We start from the raw sequence: 17,184 nt of genomic DNA, 5'->3' as shown, positions 1-17,184 counted from the left end.
TCCCCCGCAGAGGGGGGAGGGTGTTTCATACAGCCCCTACTCCGCCGCCTCGCCATAGGCTTCCGGCGGCGGGCAGGAGCAGACGAGATTGCGGTCGCCGTAGGCGTTGTCGACCCGGTTCACCGGCGGCCAGTACTTGTCCATGCGCAAGGAGCCCGACGGGAAGCAGGCCGCCTCCCGCGAATAGGGCCGCTCCCAGGTGCCGATCAGGTCCTGCACCGTGTGCGGCGCGTTCTTGAGCGGGTTGTTCGCCCGATCCATCCGCCCCTCCTCGATCGCCCGGATCTCTTCCCGGATCGCCAGCATGGCGTCGCAGAAGCGGTCGATCTCGGCCTTGGTCTCCGATTCCGTCGGCTCGATCATCAGCGTGCCCGCCACCGGCCAGCTCATGGTCGGCGGGTGGAAGCCGCAATCGATCAGGCGCTTGGCGATGTCCTCGACGGTGACGCCCGCGCTCTTCTGGAACGGGCGGACATCGACGATGCATTCGTGCGCGACGCGGCCCGCACGGCCGGCATAGAGGATCGGATAGGCGCCCGAGAGGCGTGCAGCGATGTAGTTGGCGTTGAGGATCGCCACCCGCGTCGCCTGGGTCAGGCCGCGCCCGCCCATCATCAGGCAGTAGCTCCACGAGATCGGCAGGATCGAGGCCGAGCCGAAGGCGGCGGCCGAGACCGCGCCGGCCTCGCCCGTCCGCGGATCGGAGGGCAGGAACGGGATCAGATGCGCCTTGACGCCGATCGGACCCATGCCCGGCCCGCCGCCGCCATGCGGGATGCAGAAGGTCTTGTGCAGGTTGAGGTGGCTGACATCGGCGCCGATGTCGCCGGGCCGCGCCAGCCCGACCAGGGCGTTGAGGTTCGCCCCGTCGAGATAGACCTGACCGCCATGCCGGTGGACGATGTCGCAGAGTTCGCGCACCCGCGCCTCGAACACACCGTGGGTCGAGGGATAGGTGATCATGCAGGCCGCGAGCTTGTCCGCGTGCTGCTCGGCCTTCTTCGAGAAATCCTCGACGTCGATGTTGCCGTGGGCGTCGGCCCCGACGACGACGACGCTCATGCCGCACATCTGCGCCGAGGCCGGATTGGTGCCGTGCGCCGAAGACGGGATCAGGCAGACCGTGCGGTGCCCCTCGCCCCGGGACAGGTGATAGCCGCGGATGGCGAGAAGCCCCGCATACTCGCCCTGCGCGCCGGAATTCGGCTGCATCGAGATCGCGTCGTAGCCGGTGATCGCGCAGAGTTTCTGCGAGAGGTCGTCGATGAGCTCCTTGTAACCGAGCGCCTGATCCACCGGCACGAAGGGATGCAATTCCGAAAATTCCGGCCAGGAGATCGGCAGCATCTCGGCGGTGGCGTTGAGCTTCATCGTGCAGGAGCCGAGGGGGATCATCGCCCGGTCGAGCGCCAGATCGCGGTCGCTGAGCCGGCGCATGTAGCGCGTCATCTCGCTCTCGGCCCGGTTCATGTGGAAGATCGGGTGGGTCAGGTACTCCGAGGTCCGCTCCAGCGCCTTCGGCAGGCGCGGCTCCGGGTAGGCCTCGTCGTAGGCCAGATCGGTGCCGCCGAAGGCGCGCCACACCGCCTGCACGATGTCGGGCCGGGTGCGCTGATCGACGGTGATGCCGATGCGGTCCGTGCCGATTTTGCGCAGGTTCACCCCGTTCTCGACGGCGCTCTTCAGGATCACGCCCTGGAAGGGGCCGACCCGCACGGTGATCGTGTCGAAGAAATGCGCGGGCTCGACCGTGAAGCCGAGCGTTTCCAGCCCCTCGGCGAGGCGGACGGCGTCGCGATGGACCCGCCGGGCGATCGCCTTGAGGCCGGCGGGTCCGTGATAGACTGCGAACATCGAGGCGATCACCGCGAGCAGCACCTGGCTGGTGCAGATGTTCGAGGTCGCCTTCTCGCGGCGGATATGCTGCTCGCGGGTCTGGAGCGCGAGGCGGTAGGAACGGTTGCCGCGGGCATCGACCGAGACGCCGACGATGCGGCCCGGCAGCGCCCGCTTGTGGGCGTCGCGGGTCGCCATGTAGGCGGCGTGCGGACCGCCATAGCCCATCGGCACGCCGTAGCGCTGCATCGAGCCCACCGCGATGTCGGCGCCCATCTCGCCCGGCGCCTTCAGCAGGATCAGGGCCAGCGGGTCGGCGGCGACGATGCCGAGCGCCCCGGCCGCGTGGAGCGCGGCGATCAGGTCGGAAAAGTCGTGAACCGCGCCGTTCACGCCCGGATACTGGAACAGGGCGCCGAACACGGTGGACGGGTCGAGATCCTGGAAGGGATCGCCGACGACGACCTCCCAGCCGAGCGGCGCGGCGCGGGTCTTCAGCACGGCGATGGTCTGGGGCAGGCAGTCGCGATCGACGAAGAAGGCGTTGCGATCCGACTTCGCCACGCGCTTGGCCATGCCCATCGCCTCCGCCGCGGCCGTCGCCTCGTCGAGGAGCGAGGCGTTGGCGACGTCGAGCGCGGTCAGATCGCAGACCAGGGTCTGGAAGTTGAGCAGCGCCTCCAGCCGGCCCTGGCTGATCTCCGGCTGGTAGGGCGAGTAGGCGGTGTACCAGGCCGGGTTCTCGAAGATGTTGCGCTGGATCGCCGGCGGCATCGTCGTGCCGTGGTAGCCCTGCCCGATCAGCGAGACGAGCAGCCGGTTCTTGTCGGCGGTGGCGCGCAGCTTCTCCAGCGAGCGGCGCTCGGTGAGCGAGACCCCGAAATCGATGTACTCGGCCTGCCGGATGTCGGGGGGCAAGGTCTCGTCGATCAGCGCGTGCAGCGACTTGGCGCCGACCGTCTCCAGCATCTGATCAATCTCGGAGAGTTTCGGCCCGATATGACGGCGGGCGGCGAAATCGAAGGGATCGTGGCGATCGTATTTCATGGGGTGCCTCTCGGGCGAAAGGATTGCCGCCGGGACGCCCTCTCCCGCCGAGGGAAGAGGGCTAACCACCTGCGTTACTTCGCGAAGTCCGCGTAGGCCGCCTCGTCCATGAGCGCGTCCATGGCGGAGACGTCGTCGAGCTTGAGCCGGTAGAGCCAGCCCGCCCCCTGCGGATCGGCGCCGACCGAGGCCGGATCGGACAAGGCCGCCTCGTTGACCTCGGTGACTTCGCCGGAGAGCGGCGCGTAGACGTCGGAGGCCGCCTTGACGGACTCGACGACCGCCGCCGCCTCGCCCTTGGTGAGCTTCACCCCGACCTTGGGAAGCTCGACGAAGACGAGATCGCCGAGCTGTTCGGCGGCATGCGCCGTGATGCCGACCGTGGCGACGTCGCCGTCCAGGCGCAGCCATTCGTGCTCGTCGGTGAAACGCAGCATGGTTCGAACTCCTGACACGAGGGGAAATCAGCCGCGCTTGAAGCCGGCCGGGACGAAGGGGAGCGGGGAAACGAGGAGCGGGAGACGCTGGCCGCGCACATCCGCGAAGACGCGGGTGCCGGGGGCCGCGAGCCCCGTCGGCAGGAGCCCCATGGCGACGGGGGCGCCGAGGCTCGGACCGAAGCCGCCGGAGGTGACACGGCCGACCGGCTCGCCCCCGGCCTCGGCGGCAAAGAGCGGGGCCTCCGCCCGCACCGGCGCCCGGCCCTCGGGCCGCAGGCCGACGCGGCGGCGGGCGGGACCGGCCTGCATCTCGGCCAGGATCCGTTCCGCACCGGGGAACCCGCCCGGACGGGCCCCGCCGCTGCGGCGCGCGGGCGAGATCGCCCAGGCGAGGCTGGCCTCGACCGGGCTCGTGCCGGGGTCGATATCGGCGCCGTGCAGCGGCAGCCCGGCTTCGAGGCGCAGGGAGTCGCGGGCGCCGAGGCCGATGGGCAGGACCTCGGGCGAGGCCAGCAGGGCCTCGGCCACCGCCTCGGCGGCCTCGGCCGGCACGGCGATCTCGAACCCGTCCTCGCCGGTATAGCCGGAACGGCTGACGAGGCAGGCCGTGCCGAGGATCGCCACCCTGCGCACATCCATGAAGCGCATCGCCGCGGTTTCGGGGGCGAGGCGCGCGAGCACCTCCGCGGCCTTCGGTCCCTGGAGCGCGATCAGCGCATCCGGCACGAGCGCCACGTCGATGCTCTCGGGGCAATGCGCCCGGATGCGCGCGAGATCGGCAGCCTTGTTGGCGGCGTTGACGACCACGTGGAACCGGTCGGGCAGGCGCGCCACCATCAGGTCGTCGAGGATGCCGCCGGCCTCGTCCGTGAGGAAGCCGTAGCGCTGGCGCCCGACGCCGAGGCCGCGAATGTCGATGGGGATCAGCGCCTCCAGCGCGCCGGCCGCCTCCGCCGCATCGCCGGAGCGGGGCGTCACCGCGATCTGGCCCATATGCGACACGTCGAAGAAGCCGGCGGCGGCCCGCGTGTGCCCGTGCTCCTTCAGGAGCCCGGCGGTGTACTGCAACGGCATCGCGTAGCCCGCGAACGGCACCATCCTGGCGCCGAGGCGCAGGTGGAGCGCGTGCAGCGGCGTCTGCGCGAGGGAATCGGCGGGAACGGGGGCGGCAGGGCTCACGGCCCCAGCGGCTTGCAGGCTCATCGGGCGCTCCACGACAGTCGGATCTTGCCCGCCGGCCGGCTGGCAAGTTGCCCCCATCTGTCGCGCTTACCTGAGAGCTTCCCTCACTCAGCGGCTGAGCAAGGTTTCTCCTTCGGTGGACGCCGGACGGCGCCTCTCTCCAGATTGTCCAACGATACGGTGATTGTGCCTGAGAGTTTCCGGGGGTGGTTGCTCCGTCGGCGCCATGACCGCCCTGCCGGGTGGTCTGGGCTCTCCCGTATCGTCTGTATCGGACGCCGGAAGGCTCGCACTTTGCCCGACGGCGCGCAAGCCGACCGCGGTGACGATCAGCGCATCATGTTGCGCTGCCGGCAATAGCCGCGGAAGCTCTCGAAGCCCGCCGGGCAGCGGCGGACACAGGCCCCGGCGGCGTATTTCAGCGGGGGGCGGCAGGCATTGCGAAAGCGCTGCTCGCCGAACAGGTAGGATTGCGCCGGGCCGGCGAACGCCGGTACCGGGCTTGCGAGCAGACCGAGACCGGCCAGCAGCAGGAGGGCGATCAGGAGGCGGCGCGGCATGTCAGAGTGTTCCAGCAAGCCTTGAGCAACGCGCCGCCACGCGCCGGGTTCGCCCCTCTCCTGCGGCCGCCGACTTGACATCCCCCTGAGGGCCGACGCCTTCAGGCTCCATGGCTCCGAACCTCTCGCCGAACCCCTCGAACAGCCTCGACGCCTTCGCTGCGGAAAAACTCGCCGGCCTGGAAGCCGCCGCCCTGCGCCGCCGGCTGGCGGTCACGGCCCGCGGCCCCGAGGCGGCGGCGGAGCGGGGCGGCCGCCGGCTCGTGTCGTTCTCCTGCAACGATTATCTCGGTCTCGCCCACGATCCGCGGGTGATCGCGGCAGCCTCGGACGCGCTCCGCCGCTACGGCGCGGGCGCGGGGGCCTCGCGGCTGGTCACCGGCAATTCGCCCCCGCTCGCGGCCCTTGAGGAGCGGCTCGCCCGGCACAAGGGCAAGGAGGCGGCCTTGGTCTTCGGCTCCGGCTACCTCGCCAATCTCGGAATCGCGCCGGCCCTGGTCGGCCAGGGCGACCTGATCCTGATCGACGATCTCGGTCATTCCTGCCTGTTCGCGGGGGCGAGGATGTCAGGCGCCCTGACGCTGCGCTTCGCCCACAACGACGTCGCGCAGCTGCGCGCCCTGCTCGCCGAACAGCGCGGCGCGGCGCGGCGGGCGCTGATCCTCACCGAGCGGGTGTTCAGCATGGACGGCGACCGGGCGCCGCTCCCCGAGATCCTGGCGCTGGCCGGCGCGTACGACGCCTGGACGCTGGTGGACGACGCCCACGGCCTCGGCGTGGTCGAGCCCGGCCAGCGGGCGCCGCTGGAAATGGGAACGCTGTCGAAGACGCTCGGCTCCTACGGCGGCTATCTCTGCGCCTCGCGGGCGGTGATCGATCTGCTCACCAGCCGGGCGCGCAGCCTCGTCTACACCACCGGCCTGCCGCCGGCCTCCGCCGCGGCGGCGCTCAAGGCGCTGGAGATCGTCGAGGCCGAGCCCGAACATGCCGCCCGGCCGCTGATGCTGGCCCGTCGCTTCACCGCGCGGCTCGGCCTGCCCGAGGCGACGAGCCCGATCGTACCGGTGCTCGTCGGCGAGGCGGAGTCCGCACTCGCCCTCTCGGCGGCGCTGGAGGCCCGCGGCTTCCTCGTCGTCGCGATCCGCCCTCCGACGGTGGCGCCGGGCACCGCCCGCCTGCGGGTCGCCTTCTCGGCCGCCCACGATGCGGCGCAGGTCGATGCCTTGGCCGAAGCGCTGGCCGAGTTGGCACCGGACAGCCTGCGCGCCGCCTGACCCCGTCAGGCGGACGGATCGAGCCGCCGGATCGAGGTGACGGCGCCGAAACTCTTGACGGCGATGCGCTCGACCGCCTCGCGCAGTGGCTCGACCGCCACCGCCATGTGGTGGCCGTTGGCGTGGATCAGCCGGTCGGCGTCGAGCATCAGCCCGACATGGCCCCTCCAGAACACGAGGTCGCCGCGCTGCAGGCCGTCGAGCCCCGGCGGGAGCGCGGTGCCCAGCGCCCGCTCCTGCTGGTCGGCGTCCCGCGGGCAGACGCGCCCCGCCATCTCCAGGCAGAGTTGGACGAGGCCCGAGCAGTCGAGGCCGAGGCTGGTGCGCCCCCCCCACAGATAGGGCGTGCCGACGAGGCGCTCGGCGGTCGCCGCGAAATCTGGCTCGGCCGTGCCGAGGGGTACGGCATGGCCGGCGTAGACGTAGCCGCCCCGTGCGAGGCGCCAGTACTCACCCTCGCGTGCCTCGGCGGCGAAGGCCGCGCCGAGGCTCAGATGGGCGAGGTGCGGCCGCTTCAGGTCGGGCGCCGGGTAGACGAAGGTGCGCAGGGCGGCGACGCGATGGGTCGGCGCCGGATCGACGCGCCCGAGCGCCCCTTCCGGCAGGTAGCCGACATAGCCGTCGCGGGCGATCTGCACCCAGGCGAAGCGATCGCGGCTCTCGAACACCGTCACCGCGTCGCCCATCACCGCCTCGGTGTCGAGGCCCGCCTCGGCACGGGGGGCGCGGCGCAGGGGGGTGGAGGGCACGACGACCCTGGCCGGCTCGCCCGCGACGTAGCGCTCCGCCGCGACGACGCCCTTCAGGCGGATGTCGGCGAGATCGGGCCGGGCCGGGGTGAGACGGGGATCGCTCGAATCGGGCATCGTGGCCTGCCTGCCGCAGGATCGGGGCGGGATTCGGGACGGTGACGCCGCCGCCCGCGCTTTTCGCAAGCCCTCGATCGGCCGTGGCGGCGCCCACGCCGTTTGCTGCGCCGCCGCGACACTTTGACCGTCGCGCGTCAGGTCCGCCGCCAAAGCCCCGTCAACGAATGTGCTGGCGGTGATCCGGATCGGCGCGCATCCTGCATGCTCGACGAGCGGGGCGTCCGCCCGGCAGCCATGCGGCCGGCGGTCCGTCACGTCCGATTTGTGTGCAATGCACAAAGCGGACGGGCCGTCCTATGATCGGTGCATGAAGACCGCGAGTCGTGCCGTGAAAAAGACCCCCAAGAGCTTCCAGGATCTGCCCCCGATCCGGGTGCGGCGCGAGCCGCCGACCGTGGCCGAGGCGGTCGCCGCCGCCCAGGATCTGGCCGACGACGTCGAGCAGCAGGTCGAGATCGCCTGCGGGCTGATCGGCCTGAGCGCGGACGAGGTGCGTCCCCACGTGGTCGCCGCCGCCAAGGCTGCGGCGGCGCGGCCCGCGCATCGCCCGCAGGAACAGCGCATCCTCGCGGCGACGAGCCCGAACCGCGCCCCGCCGCGGGCGGTGATCGTCGAGCGCCGCAGCCGCCCGACGGTGGTGATCGAGCGCCGCAGCCGGCCCCTCGACCCGCGCCGCTAAGATCTCACCAGGGCAGGGTCTCGCCCCGGTAATCGAGAAAGGCGAGGTCCGTCTGCCCGGCCCTCGCCTCAATCACAGCCGCCAGCCCGGCCGCGCTCGTCGCCACGTCGAGGTCGGCCCCCGCGCCGCCCATGTCGGTGGCGACCCAGCCCGGATGCAGCAGCAGAATGCCGAAGTCGCGGGCCGCATGGCGGGCGGCGAAGCTCCGGGCATTGGTGTTGAGCGCCGCCTTGCTCGCCCGGTAGTTCTCCCAGCCGCCCTCGGTGTTGAGGCCGACGCTGCCGAGCCCCGAGGACATGAAGGCGAGCGTGCCGCCGGGCGCCAGCCGGTCGGCGAAGGCGTCGGCGAACAGGATCGGGCTCACCGCATTGGTGAGGTAGACCTGCGCATGGACCGCCCGCGGCACGGCGGGGAGCGGCTTGTCCGATTCGATGAGCACCCCGGCCACGACGAAGACGAGATCGAATCGTTCGCGCGCCAACCGCTCCCGCAGGGCGGCAACGGATGCGTCGTCGTCGATGTCCACCGTCTCGACCCGCACGCCCTGGACCTCCAGCCGTTCGAGCCCGGGGGCGGCCCCCCGCCGCGTCGCCGTGACCTTCCAGCCACGCTCCAGGAAGGTTTCGACGAGGCCCAGACCGATGCCGCGGGAGGCGCCGACGATCAGGGCGTGTCTTTGCGGGTGGGTCATGGCGGCTCGTGCGTGCTTGAGCGATGTCCGAAGGACGGCAGCCTCACGTCTCTTTCAGGATGACGTATGTCCCGTTTCAAACCTCGGGCTGAGGATCCAACAGATCGGCGACGCGCGCGGCGACATCCTCGACCGTTTTGATGTCGGCCGTCCCCGCAAACGATGCGCTACCGTTGGCGATACGGGCACGCAGATCGAAGCTGCGCAATTGCGTGCAGATCGCCACCCCCGTCACACCCTCTGCGGAGATCGGAACCGCAAGCCCCGCCGCGCGGGCTCCCGCCGCAACAGTCGCGATCACCACGGTAATCGCAACGCCATGCACGTTGACGGCCTCCGGGCTCAGAACGAGCCAGTAATGCCGATCGCGCATTTCCCTGCCAGCGACGGGGTTCGGGTTGATCGAATAGATGTCCCCTCGCTTCGGAATACGGGGCCGCGGTCCCATCAGCCGATCTCGTTCCCGACCGGATCGCCATCGAGAGCGCCCTCGACACTACGGTAGAGATCCGGAAGGTGCTCCGCTCCGACGAGAAGCTCCGACAGCATGTAACGCCGCCGACGGGGAGCCGGAGCGTCAGCGACCGGCTTGGCGACGATCGCCCCGCCCTTGACGTCGAGAGCCAGAGACGTGCCGGCATCCGCCCCGATCCGCGCCAACAGCGCGGAAGGCAGAGTGACGATGCGCGCGCCGCCCTGGCGTCGCACTTTTACGATGGTGGCCATGGCCTCACCTGCCGAGTGCTACTCATGTAGCACATTTCGGCGGTGTGCGAGCCGCGTCAATCCCCCGTCTGCACCGACCATGTCGCGTGGCGCACCTCGGGCCGCTTCTCCAGATCGGCCACGACAGCGTCGAGATCCTTGGAATGGACCGTCGTCGCGGTGAGCGTGGCGATGACGTCCACGCTGGTCTCGCCGCGCTCCTCCACCTCCGTCGCGCCGACGGGATAGTCGGCTGCCTCCAGCCGCTCGACCAGCAGGTCGCGGGCGAGACCGGCCTTCTCGGCCGGCACGGTCACCTGCACCGCGTAGGTCGCCTCCGTGGCGCTTTCGTCGATCGGAATGCGGTCGATCAGGTTGACGAGCGGGCGCAGCAGCGTGTTGCCGGCAAGCACCGCGATGGTGACGAAACAGGCCTCCAGCGGCAGGTCCGCCCCGGAGAAGGCGCCGACGGCGGCCGAGCACCAGAGGGTCGCGGCGGTGTTGAGGCCGCGCACATTCATGCCCTCCTTCATGATCACGCCCGCGCCGAGGAAGCCGATGCCGGAGACGACGTAGGCGACGACGCGGGTCGCCCCCTCGCCGCCGGTCAGCCGCATGCCGAGATCGACGAAGGCGGCGGCGCCGATGGCCACCAGCACGGCGGTGCGCAGACCCGCGCTGCGCTGCCGGTACTGCCGCTCGACGCCGATCAGCGTGCCGAGAGCGAAGGCCACCGCGAGGCTGATCCCGGAATTGAGGGCTTCGGGCGTGGGAAAGGGAAAGGGGCCGGGCATCATAACCGTTTCGACAGCATCTCGGTCTCGCAGGCGTGCCGTTCGCTGTCGCACGAGCATGACGCTTGCGTGACGAAACTTCACTGATCCGGGCGCGCATCAGCCGAATGCGGTCAATTTGCCCAGGGCAAGCATCCCGGCGCGGGATTGACGCGGCGACCGGGCAGCGGGCAAACCGGCAGGATTGTGGGACCTATAAGAAGAACCCACGACGAGGAGACGCGCATGCGGCAGGATTTTTCTCCTGCGACGACGGCCGAGGCTCGACCGGCGCAGGCGGTGCCGGCAAGCGTGCTGGGACGCGTGCCGGTAGAGGCGCGGCGATGAGCGTCGAGGCCCTCGCCCGGCCCGCGGCGGAGACGACCCCCGTCCGCGACCGCATCCTTCAACTTCGCGACGGCCTCGCCCACGGGCTGATCGGCGCCGACAAGCTGGTCGAGCGCCTGCTGATCGGCCTCCTGACCGGCGGCCACCTGCTGATCGAGGGCGCGCCGGGCCTCGCCAAGACCCGCGCGGTCAAGCGCCTGTCGGACGGGCTCGACGGCTCCTTCGCCCGCGTTCAGTGCACGCCCGACCTGATGCCGGCCGACCTCACCGGCACCACCGTCTGGCGCCAGGATGCCGGCACCTTCGAGTTCCTGCCCGGCCCCCTGTTCCACTCGCTGATCCTCGTGGACGAGGTGAACCGCGCCCCCCCCAAGGTGCAGTCGGCGCTGCTCGAGGCGATGGCCGAGGGGCAGATCACCGTCTCCGGCCATACCCACCGTCTGCCCGATCCGTTCATGGTGGTGGCCACCCAGAACCCTATCGAGCATGCGGGCACCTTCCCGCTGCCGGAGGCGCAGCTCGACCGTTTCCTGCTCCACGTCGTCGTGGAGATGCCCGACGAGGCCTCCGAGCGCCGCATCCTCGATCTCGTCGAGGGCGAGTTGAACCACCACGCCGAGGCGATGCCGGTGAAGCTTTCGGTCGCCGAGGTGATCGCCGCCCGCGAGGCCGCACTCGCCACCTACGTCTCGCCCGCGCTCAAGGATTATCTGGTGCGGCTCGTGGCCGGCACCCGCGGCGACAGCGTGGCGCCGGAGCTGCGCGCGGCGATCGAGCACCCGGCCTCGCCCCGCGGCACGCTCGCCCTGATGGTCGCCGGCAAGGCGCGGGCCTACCTGCACGGCCGCGACCACGTCGTGCCCGAGGACATCGCGGAATTGGCCGCCGACGCTCTCTCCCACCGCATCGGCCTGACCTGGCGCGCGGCGGCGGAGGGGCGCACCACGCGGGGCATCATCGGTGGGCTGGTCGAGCGGACACGGGCGCTGTAGCCGCCATGACCGCCACCGCGGCGCCCGCGAGCGACCCGACCGACGCCCCCGGCATCCATCTCTCCGGTGCCGGGCTGATGAGCCTGCGCCATCTGGCGCGACGCGGCGTCTCGCCTGCAACGCGCACCATCGCCGGCCTGCCCGGCGGCATCGTCACGCGAAAGCGCGGGCGCGGCTCGGAGCCGGACGACGTGCGGCCCTGGTCCGAGGGCGACGACCGCCGCTTCATCGACCGCAACGCCACCGCCCGCACCGGCGAATTGCACGTGCGCACCCACCACGACGAGCGCGACCGCGCCGTGGTGCTGCTCGCCGACTTCCGGCCCTCGATGCTGTTCGGCACCCGCCGGGCGCTGCGCTCGGTCGCGGCGGCGGAGGCGCTGGCGCTGCTGGGCTGGCGCATCGTCGGCGATGGCGGGCGCATCGGCCTGATCGCCGCGGGCGCGGGCGAGCCCGCGGTGGTGCGCCCGGCCGGCGGCGAGCGGGCGATGACGGCGGTGACCGGCGCCCTCGCCCATGCCCATGCCGAGGCCCTCGCGCGCCAAAGCACGAGCGACCCGCCGCTTACCGACACCCTGTCGCTCGCCCGCTCTCTGCTGCCTTCCGGCGGCCATCTCGTCGTGGCGAGCGCACTCGATGCGCCGGGGCCGGATTTCGAAAGTCTGATCACCGCGCTCGCCGAGCGGCTCTCGATCCGCCTGCTGCTGGTCAGCGACGCCTTCGAGCGCACCCGCCCCGCCGGCCTCTACCCCTACGCCCTGCCGGACGGGCACCGCGGCACCGTCCAGGCCCGCCGCGGGGCGCCCCCCGCCGACGACACGGTCGATCCGCGCCTCGCCCGCCTCCACGCCTGCGGCATCGAGGGGCTGCGCATCGACGTCGAGGCCGGGCCGGAGAGTTACGCGCCCCTGATGGAGCGGCTCGATGCGGTGCTGTGAGGCACGCTCTCCCCTCCCCCCTGTGGGGAGGGTCCAGGGGTGGGGGTGGTGCAGACGGCACCGCTTCACCCCATCCTGCGCCCCCCTCACCTCCAACTCCTCCCCGCAAGGGGGAGGAGAGCGGGCGCGGCAGCCATGAACGCCCCCGATCTCTCCACCCTGCGCGGCCTGCACCTCCCGACCGGCGGCACCAGCGCGGTGCAGCCGGAAATGGTGGCGGCGTTGGCCCTCGGCTTCGGCCTCGCGCTGCTCGTCGGCCTGATCCGCCTCGTGCGGGCCCGCCGCGCCGTGTCGGTGCGGCGCGCCGCCCTGCGGGAGCTGGCACTCGCCGCCCGCCTGGAACCGGAAGCCCGCCGCGTCGCCCAGGCCCGTCTGCTGCGGCGGGTGGTGCGCACGCTGAAGGGCGAGGAGGCGGCGCGCAGCCGCGGACCCGCCTGGGCGGCGACCCTCGACGCCACCTTCGCCACCGACTTCTTCCGCTCCGGTCCCGGCCGCGCCTTCGCCGACGACCTCTACCGGCGGCCCGATTCCATCGATCCGGCCGCCATCGATACCGGCCTCGGCCGCCTGCTCTCACAGATCCGGGCCTGACCCCGATGCCCGCCTGGTTCACGGCCCTTCTCTCCGCCTTCGACTTCGCGACGCCGCTCGCGCTCCTGCTCCTGCCCCTGCCGCTCGCCGCCCGGCTGATCCCGCCGGAGCGCGAGGGCGGCAGCGGTGCGCTGCGCGTCCCGCCCTCCCTCGTCGGCGCGGCCGAGCGCGCCGACACCGTCGCCGCCCGCGGCCGGCGGCGCCTGTGGCTGATCGGGACGCTGTGGGTGGCGCTCGTCGTCGCGCTCGCCGGGCCCCGCCTCGTCCTGCCCGCCCTCGCGCTGCCGGCTTCGGCCCGCGAGATCGTGCTCGCCCTCGACCTTTCGGGCAGCATGGAGCGCAAGGACTTCTCGCTCGACGGCGAGACCGTCAGCCGGCTCGCGGCGGTCAAGCGCGTGGGCGCCGAGTTCATCCGCCGCCGGGCGGGCGACCGGATCGGCCTCGTCGAGTTCGCCGATCAGGCCTACGTCGCCGCCGCCCCCACCTTCGATACGGCGGCCGTGGCCCGCACCCTGGAGGAGGCGACCATCGGCCTCGTCGGGCGCTCCACCGGCATCGGCGACGGCCTCGGCCTCGCCCTGAAGCGGCTCGCGCCGGCCCAGATCGCGGATGCCGAGGGCGGCGGCCCGCCCCCCTCCCGCGACAAGGTCGTGGTGCTGCTCTCCGACGGCGCCAACAATGCCGGCCAGACCGCGCCCAAGGACGTCGCGGCCCTGGCCAAGGATCTCGGCGTGCGGGTCTACACCATCGCGCTCGGGCCGATCGACATGGCCGACAACCCCAACAACGAGCAGGACGTGGTCGATGTCGAGACCCTGCGCGCCATGGCCGACACCAGCGGCGGCCGAGCGTTCCGGGTGAAGACCACCGACGACCTCGAAAACGTCGCCGCCGCCATCGACGAATTGGAAGGCGGGCGCGCCAAGGCGCCGCCGCTGCCCCTGCGGCGCGACCTCTGGCCCTGGCCGGCGGCGCTCGCCTTCCTCTGCGCCTGCGGGCTCCTCGCGACGCGGCGCAGAACTTGAGCGGGACCATCGCATGATCGAGTCCCTCACCCTCCTGCGCCCGCTCTGGTTCCTGGCGATTCCCGTGGTGGCCCTGCTGGCGCTGCGCGCGGCGTGGCGCTCGGCGCCCCTCGGCGACTGGGGCAAGGCGGTCGATCCCCACCTGATGGCCCTGTTCGCCCGCCGCGGGGCGGTGCTCGGCGGCCGCCGGCAGGCCAACCTCGCCGCCGCGCTCGCCGCCGGCATCCTGGCGCTCGCGCTCACCGGCCCGGCGGTCGAGCGTCCGGAGGCCGCGACCTTCCGCAACCTCGATGCCACGGTGATCGTGCTCGACCTGTCGCGCTCAGTGACCGAGGGCGGGCGCTTCAAGGAGGCGCGGCAGGCGGCCCAGGCGGTGGCGGAGGCCGCGGGCACGCGCTCGCTGGCGCTGATCGTCTATGCGGGCGATGCCTACACCGCCCTCTCGCCGACCAACGACCGGGAGAGCCTCGCCACGACGTTGTTCGCACTGGACGCCGACACCGTGCCCGACCGGGGCAGCCACCCGGAGCGCGGGCTGGCGCTCGCCCGCCGCACGCTCGCCGAGGCCAACGTCGTCGCCGCCGACGTGGTGCTGATCTCGGACGGCGACGGGATCGGGCAGGCCGCCGAGCGCGAGGCCGCGGCGATCCGCGAGAAGGGCTGGCAGCTCCACGCCCTGTTCGTGCCCGCCGCCAAGGCGCTGCCGCCCGGCGCGCCGCGCCCCGACCGGGCCGGCCTCGACCGGCTTGCCGGTACCGGCGGGGGAAGGGCCGCCGACATCGACGGCGCGCAGGCGGTGCTCGACCGGGTCGGCGCCTCGACCGCCCAGCACCTCGCCGCGGGCGGCTACGGCGTGCTCGCCTTCGCCGATTTCGGCCGCTGGCTGCTGCTGCTGGCGCTCCTGCCGGCCCTCCTCCTGTTCCGCCGGAGCGCGTGATGACGGCGCCCTTCCCCCCGCGCGCCTTCCTGCGCTCGACGCCGCTGCGGCGGACCCTGCCCGTCGCCTTTCCCCGGCATTGGCGCAGGCTCGCGCGCCTCGCCGGGCTCGCGCTGGCGGGCATCGGCATCGTCGGCCTGCTCCTGATCGCGGACCCGCGCACCAGCCTCGGCCGCCTCCTGATGGCGACCGGCTTTCCCGGCGCCGCCGTGAACGTATTCGAGGCTCCCGCCTGGCGCGCCGCCGCCCTCTACGAGGCCGGACGCTACGACGAGGCGATCCCGCTGTTCCGGGCTCAGGGGAAGCGCGGCGCCTACAATCTCGGCAACGCGCTCGCGCGCTCCGGCGACCTCAAGGGCGCGCTCGACGCCTACGACGAGGCGCTGACCTACAACCCGCGCGACGCCGACGCGCAGGCCAACCGCTCGCTGATCGCCAAGGCACTGGAAGAGGAGATCGACCGCGGCAAGGGCGGCGGCATCGCCAACGCCTCGGCCCAGTACGGCGCCCGCTACAACAACACCGCCAACCAGGACCAGAACGACGACATCCGCTCGACCTCCAGCGGCGAGGGTCTGGCCGGCAACAAGGAGGCGAGTTCCTCCGCCTCCCTGCCCGGCACCAGCCCGGTGGCACGGCGCGGCAAGGCGGAGCAGCAGGCGATCGATTCCGGCAAGGGGCAGGCCCGCGGCTCGGCGAGCGACGCCGCCGGCCGCGGGCGCCAGGGCGCCGGTTCGGCCATGGTCGCCGCCGCGCCCGAGCGCGAGGCGCGGCGGGTGACCAAGAGCTTCGAGGCGCACGAGATCCATCCCGACCGGCTCTGGCTCCAGACCCTGCCGGACGAGCCCGGCCGTTACCTGAAGCTGCGCCTCAAGGCCGAGCAGGCCCGGCGCATCGAGGCCGGCACCGCCATCCCGGGAGGGAGCAACCCGTGGTAACCGCTCGCACGATCCTCAGCACGCTCCTGATCCTGCTGGCCTTCGCCGTCCCGGCCCGCGCCGTCGAGCCCGGCGACCTCACCCTCACGGTGACGCCCGATCTCCCCAACGGGACGCAGCCCTATGCCCGCGAGATGGTGCTGCTGCGCCTGCGCGGGGTCTACCGCACGCAGGTCCTCCTGGAGGAGGTGCGCCAGCCCGCGCTCGTCAACTTCTCCTGGACGCAGCTCGGCCGCGACCATTGGGGTCGCACCCGGATGCCGGACGGGCAGATGGCACTGGAATTCGAGCGCACCATCGCGGTGTTCCCCCAGCATACGGGGACCTTCACCATCGACCCGTTCATCCACCGCCTCACCATCAACGACAACGGCGAGCGCAAGCAGATCGACGTGCGCTCGGAGCCGATTCCGTTCCCCGTGGCGGCCTGGACCGGGCCGAGCGGCGGCCCCGATGCGGCGGAGCCGTGGTGGCTGCCGGCGCGGGACGTGGCGATCACCGATTCCTGGGATCCCGATCCCGAGACGCTGAACCTGGGCGACACCGCCCGCCGGATCGTGACCCTCGAAGCGCAGGGCATGCTCGCCGAGGGCCTGCCGCCGCGCCCCGTCATGCGCACCCGCGGCATCATCACCTTCGCCGGCCCGGTGAAGCGCGAGACCATCATCACGCCCTCCGGCCCGGTAGCGCGGGCGACCTACCAGTGGGACATCAAGAAGGGCGTGCCCGAGGTGATCCCGCTCGACGCGATCAAGATCCCCTGGTTCGACACGCTGACCCGCACCCTGCGCGAGGCCGAAATCCCCGCCCGCCAGATCGGCGGCGGCCTCGCCGACCGGGAGGAGGATCTCAAGGCGACGGGCCCCGCCTCCTGGCCCGCGCTGGCCGCGGCAACGCTCGCCGCCTTCGGCCTCGGCCTCGCGCTGATCGGCTTCCGTACCGGTCCCGGCCGCCTGCGGCTCGACCGCGGACAGGCCCGTCGCCTGCGCCTCGCCGCAGCCTCGGGCGACGCGGCGGCCGTCCGCGCGATCCTTGCCCGCGCCGCGCAGGCGCAACCCGAGCTGACCGCCCTCTGGCAGGCGGAGCCGGATCTGGCGCGCGACCTCGCCGCTCTCGACCGGCGGGTTTTCGGCCCCTCCGCGACGGCGGAACGGCAGCTCGATCTGCCGGACCTCGCCCGCCGGCTCAGCCGGCCCCGGAGACCGGGCCCCACGGCGGCCCTCGCCCCCGAACCCCGCCTCGCGCCGCTCGACGGACCGGTCGCGCAAGCGTGACCGGGCACCGCTGAACGGCTTCGACCGGACCCGGTTTGGTGTGAGACCGGCTCCGTCCGAGCCGGCGGACCCACCGCGAGGCCGG

General features: G+C 72.4%; 18 protein-coding genes and 1 riboswitch. Of the genes, 9 read left to right on the top strand and 9 right to left on the bottom strand.

Annotation, left to right across the window (positions count from 1 at the left end; translation table 11 throughout):
• Positions 1-36 precede the first annotated feature (36 nt).
• The 4 genes from gcvP to HNR51_RS22915 all read right to left on the bottom strand — a co-directional run bounded on the left by gcvP (position 37) and on the right by HNR51_RS22915 (position 5,065).
• Positions 37-2,883: an aminomethyl-transferring glycine dehydrogenase gene (gene gcvP / locus HNR51_RS22930; RefSeq protein WP_182556465.1), complete on the bottom strand. Its 2,847-nt coding sequence runs from the start codon at positions 2,881-2,883 to the stop codon at positions 37-39.
• A gap of 74 nt (positions 2,884-2,957) precedes the next feature.
• Positions 2,958-3,320, bottom strand: a complete 363-nt coding sequence (gcvH, locus tag HNR51_RS22925; protein WP_012452712.1) for a glycine cleavage system protein GcvH — start codon at positions 3,318-3,320, stop codon at positions 2,958-2,960.
• Positions 3,321-3,347: 27 nt separating this feature from the next.
• Positions 3,348-4,526 carry a glycine cleavage system aminomethyltransferase GcvT gene (gene gcvT, locus HNR51_RS22920; protein WP_182556464.1) on the bottom strand — a complete coding sequence of 393 codons (1,179 nt, stop codon included), beginning with the start codon at positions 4,524-4,526 and terminating at the stop codon, positions 3,348-3,350.
• A gap of 147 nt (positions 4,527-4,673) precedes the next feature.
• Positions 4,674-4,775, bottom strand: a riboswitch (glycine riboswitch).
• Between the two features lie 59 nt (positions 4,776-4,834).
• Positions 4,835-5,065 carry a hypothetical protein gene (locus HNR51_RS22915; RefSeq protein ID WP_182556463.1) on the bottom strand — a complete coding sequence of 77 codons (231 nt, stop codon included), beginning with the start codon at positions 5,063-5,065 and terminating at the stop codon, positions 4,835-4,837.
• A 110-nt stretch (positions 5,066-5,175) separates the two neighbouring features.
• Between HNR51_RS22915 and HNR51_RS22910 the strand changes: the two genes are divergently transcribed.
• Complete coding sequence (locus HNR51_RS22910) at positions 5,176-6,339, top strand: aminotransferase class I/II-fold pyridoxal phosphate-dependent enzyme (RefSeq protein WP_182556462.1); 1,164 nt, start codon at positions 5,176-5,178, stop codon at positions 6,337-6,339.
• Between the two features lie 5 nt (positions 6,340-6,344).
• On the opposite strand, the gene HNR51_RS22905 is transcribed toward HNR51_RS22910, so the two are convergent.
• Positions 6,345-7,205: a C40 family peptidase gene (locus HNR51_RS22905; protein WP_182556461.1), complete on the bottom strand. Its 861-nt coding sequence runs from the start codon at positions 7,203-7,205 to the stop codon at positions 6,345-6,347.
• Between the two features lie 310 nt (positions 7,206-7,515).
• Here HNR51_RS22905 and HNR51_RS22900 point away from each other — a divergent pair, with 310 nt between their 5' ends.
• Positions 7,516-7,887 carry a hypothetical protein gene (locus HNR51_RS22900; RefSeq protein WP_012452717.1) on the top strand — a complete coding sequence of 124 codons (372 nt, stop codon included), beginning with the start codon at positions 7,516-7,518 and terminating at the stop codon, positions 7,885-7,887.
• A 4-nt stretch (positions 7,888-7,891) separates the two neighbouring features.
• Here the strand turns inward: HNR51_RS22900 and HNR51_RS22895 are convergent, their stop codons facing one another.
• From HNR51_RS22895 to HNR51_RS22880, 4 genes are all read right to left on the bottom strand, one after another.
• A complete protein-coding gene (locus HNR51_RS22895; protein ID WP_182556460.1) occupies positions 7,892-8,578 on the bottom strand; it encodes an SDR family NAD(P)-dependent oxidoreductase in 687 nt (228 codons plus the stop codon).
• A gap of 76 nt (positions 8,579-8,654) precedes the next feature.
• Positions 8,655-9,026 (bottom strand): type II toxin-antitoxin system PemK/MazF family toxin, encoded by a 372-nt coding sequence (locus tag HNR51_RS22890; protein WP_182556459.1) that lies wholly within the window; start codon positions 9,024-9,026, stop codon positions 8,655-8,657.
• Positions 9,026-9,304, bottom strand: a complete 279-nt coding sequence (locus HNR51_RS22885) for an AbrB/MazE/SpoVT family DNA-binding domain-containing protein (RefSeq protein WP_182556458.1) — start codon at positions 9,302-9,304, stop codon at positions 9,026-9,028. Before HNR51_RS22885 ends, HNR51_RS22890 begins: the two co-directional genes overlap by 1 nt.
• Positions 9,305-9,360: 56 nt before the next feature.
• Entirely contained in the window at positions 9,361-10,077 is a 717-nt protein-coding gene (locus tag HNR51_RS22880; protein WP_041371865.1) for an MgtC/SapB family protein, read from the bottom strand.
• A 323-nt stretch (positions 10,078-10,400) separates the two neighbouring features.
• On the opposite strand from HNR51_RS22880, the gene HNR51_RS22875 reads away from it, so the two are divergent.
• The 7 genes from HNR51_RS22875 to HNR51_RS22845 all read left to right on the top strand — a co-directional run bounded on the left by HNR51_RS22875 (position 10,401) and on the right by HNR51_RS22845 (position 17,099).
• Entirely contained in the window at positions 10,401-11,396 is a 996-nt protein-coding gene (locus HNR51_RS22875) for an AAA family ATPase (RefSeq protein ID WP_182556457.1), read from the top strand.
• A 5-nt stretch (positions 11,397-11,401) separates the two neighbouring features.
• Complete coding sequence (locus HNR51_RS22870; protein ID WP_182556456.1) at positions 11,402-12,334, top strand: DUF58 domain-containing protein; 933 nt, start codon at positions 11,402-11,404, stop codon at positions 12,332-12,334.
• Positions 12,335-12,469: 135 nt separating this feature from the next.
• A complete protein-coding gene (locus tag HNR51_RS22865) occupies positions 12,470-12,925 on the top strand; it encodes a DUF4381 family protein (protein ID WP_152275908.1) in 456 nt (151 codons plus the stop codon).
• Between the two features lie 5 nt (positions 12,926-12,930).
• Positions 12,931-13,950, top strand: a complete 1,020-nt coding sequence (locus HNR51_RS22860; RefSeq protein ID WP_182556455.1) for a VWA domain-containing protein — start codon at positions 12,931-12,933, stop codon at positions 13,948-13,950.
• 13 nt (positions 13,951-13,963) lie between these two features.
• Positions 13,964-14,887 carry a VWA domain-containing protein gene (locus HNR51_RS22855; RefSeq protein WP_012452726.1) on the top strand — a complete coding sequence of 308 codons (924 nt, stop codon included), beginning with the start codon at positions 13,964-13,966 and terminating at the stop codon, positions 14,885-14,887.
• Positions 14,887-15,825 (top strand): tetratricopeptide repeat protein, encoded by a 939-nt coding sequence (locus HNR51_RS22850; protein ID WP_182556454.1) that lies wholly within the window; start codon positions 14,887-14,889, stop codon positions 15,823-15,825. The genes HNR51_RS22855 and HNR51_RS22850 overlap by 1 nt, the downstream gene beginning before the upstream one ends.
• Entirely contained in the window at positions 15,819-17,099 is a 1,281-nt protein-coding gene (locus HNR51_RS22845) for a BatD family protein (RefSeq protein ID WP_182556453.1), read from the top strand. The genes HNR51_RS22850 and HNR51_RS22845 overlap by 7 nt, the downstream gene beginning before the upstream one ends.
• The last annotated feature ends 85 nt before the right edge of the window (positions 17,100-17,184 follow it).

This window comes from Methylorubrum thiocyanatum, assembly GCA_014138645.1.
Classification (GTDB): Bacteria; Pseudomonadota; Alphaproteobacteria; order Rhizobiales; family Beijerinckiaceae; genus Methylobacterium; species Methylobacterium thiocyanatum.
Note: the sequence above shows the minus strand (reverse complement) of the source record. Positions and strands in the feature narration are given on the sequence as shown.

Bases quoted from the DNA above. Each gene is read 5' to 3' on its own strand.
- gcvP (WP_182556465.1), bottom strand. From the start codon at position 2,883: ATGAAATACGATCGCCACGATCCCTTCGATTTCGCCGCCCGCCGTCAT.
- gcvH (WP_012452712.1), bottom strand. From the start codon at position 3,320: ATGCTGCGTTTCACCGACGAGCACGAATGGCTGCGCCTGGACGGCGAC.
- gcvT (WP_182556464.1), bottom strand. From the start codon at position 4,526: ATGAGCCTGCAAGCCGCTGGGGCCGTGAGCCCTGCCGCCCCCGTTCCC.
- HNR51_RS22915 (WP_182556463.1), bottom strand. From the start codon at position 5,065: ATGCCGCGCCGCCTCCTGATCGCCCTCCTGCTGCTGGCCGGTCTCGGT.
- HNR51_RS22910 (WP_182556462.1), top strand. From the start codon at position 5,176: ATGGCTCCGAACCTCTCGCCGAACCCCTCGAACAGCCTCGACGCCTTC.
- HNR51_RS22905 (WP_182556461.1), bottom strand. From the start codon at position 7,205: ATGCCCGATTCGAGCGATCCCCGTCTCACCCCGGCCCGGCCCGATCTC.
- HNR51_RS22900 (WP_012452717.1), top strand. From the start codon at position 7,516: ATGAAGACCGCGAGTCGTGCCGTGAAAAAGACCCCCAAGAGCTTCCAG.
- HNR51_RS22895 (WP_182556460.1), bottom strand. From the start codon at position 8,578: ATGACCCACCCGCAAAGACACGCCCTGATCGTCGGCGCCTCCCGCGGC.
- HNR51_RS22890 (WP_182556459.1), bottom strand. From the start codon at position 9,026: ATGGGACCGCGGCCCCGTATTCCGAAGCGAGGGGACATCTATTCGATC.
- HNR51_RS22885 (WP_182556458.1), bottom strand. From the start codon at position 9,304: ATGGCCACCATCGTAAAAGTGCGACGCCAGGGCGGCGCGCGCATCGTC.
- HNR51_RS22880 (WP_041371865.1), bottom strand. From the start codon at position 10,077: ATGCCCGGCCCCTTTCCCTTTCCCACGCCCGAAGCCCTCAATTCCGGG.
- HNR51_RS22875 (WP_182556457.1), top strand. From the start codon at position 10,401: ATGAGCGTCGAGGCCCTCGCCCGGCCCGCGGCGGAGACGACCCCCGTC.
- HNR51_RS22870 (WP_182556456.1), top strand. From the start codon at position 11,402: ATGACCGCCACCGCGGCGCCCGCGAGCGACCCGACCGACGCCCCCGGC.
- HNR51_RS22865 (WP_152275908.1), top strand. From the start codon at position 12,470: ATGAACGCCCCCGATCTCTCCACCCTGCGCGGCCTGCACCTCCCGACC.
- HNR51_RS22860 (WP_182556455.1), top strand. From the start codon at position 12,931: ATGCCCGCCTGGTTCACGGCCCTTCTCTCCGCCTTCGACTTCGCGACG.
- HNR51_RS22855 (WP_012452726.1), top strand. From the start codon at position 13,964: ATGATCGAGTCCCTCACCCTCCTGCGCCCGCTCTGGTTCCTGGCGATT.
- HNR51_RS22850 (WP_182556454.1), top strand. From the start codon at position 14,887: ATGACGGCGCCCTTCCCCCCGCGCGCCTTCCTGCGCTCGACGCCGCTG.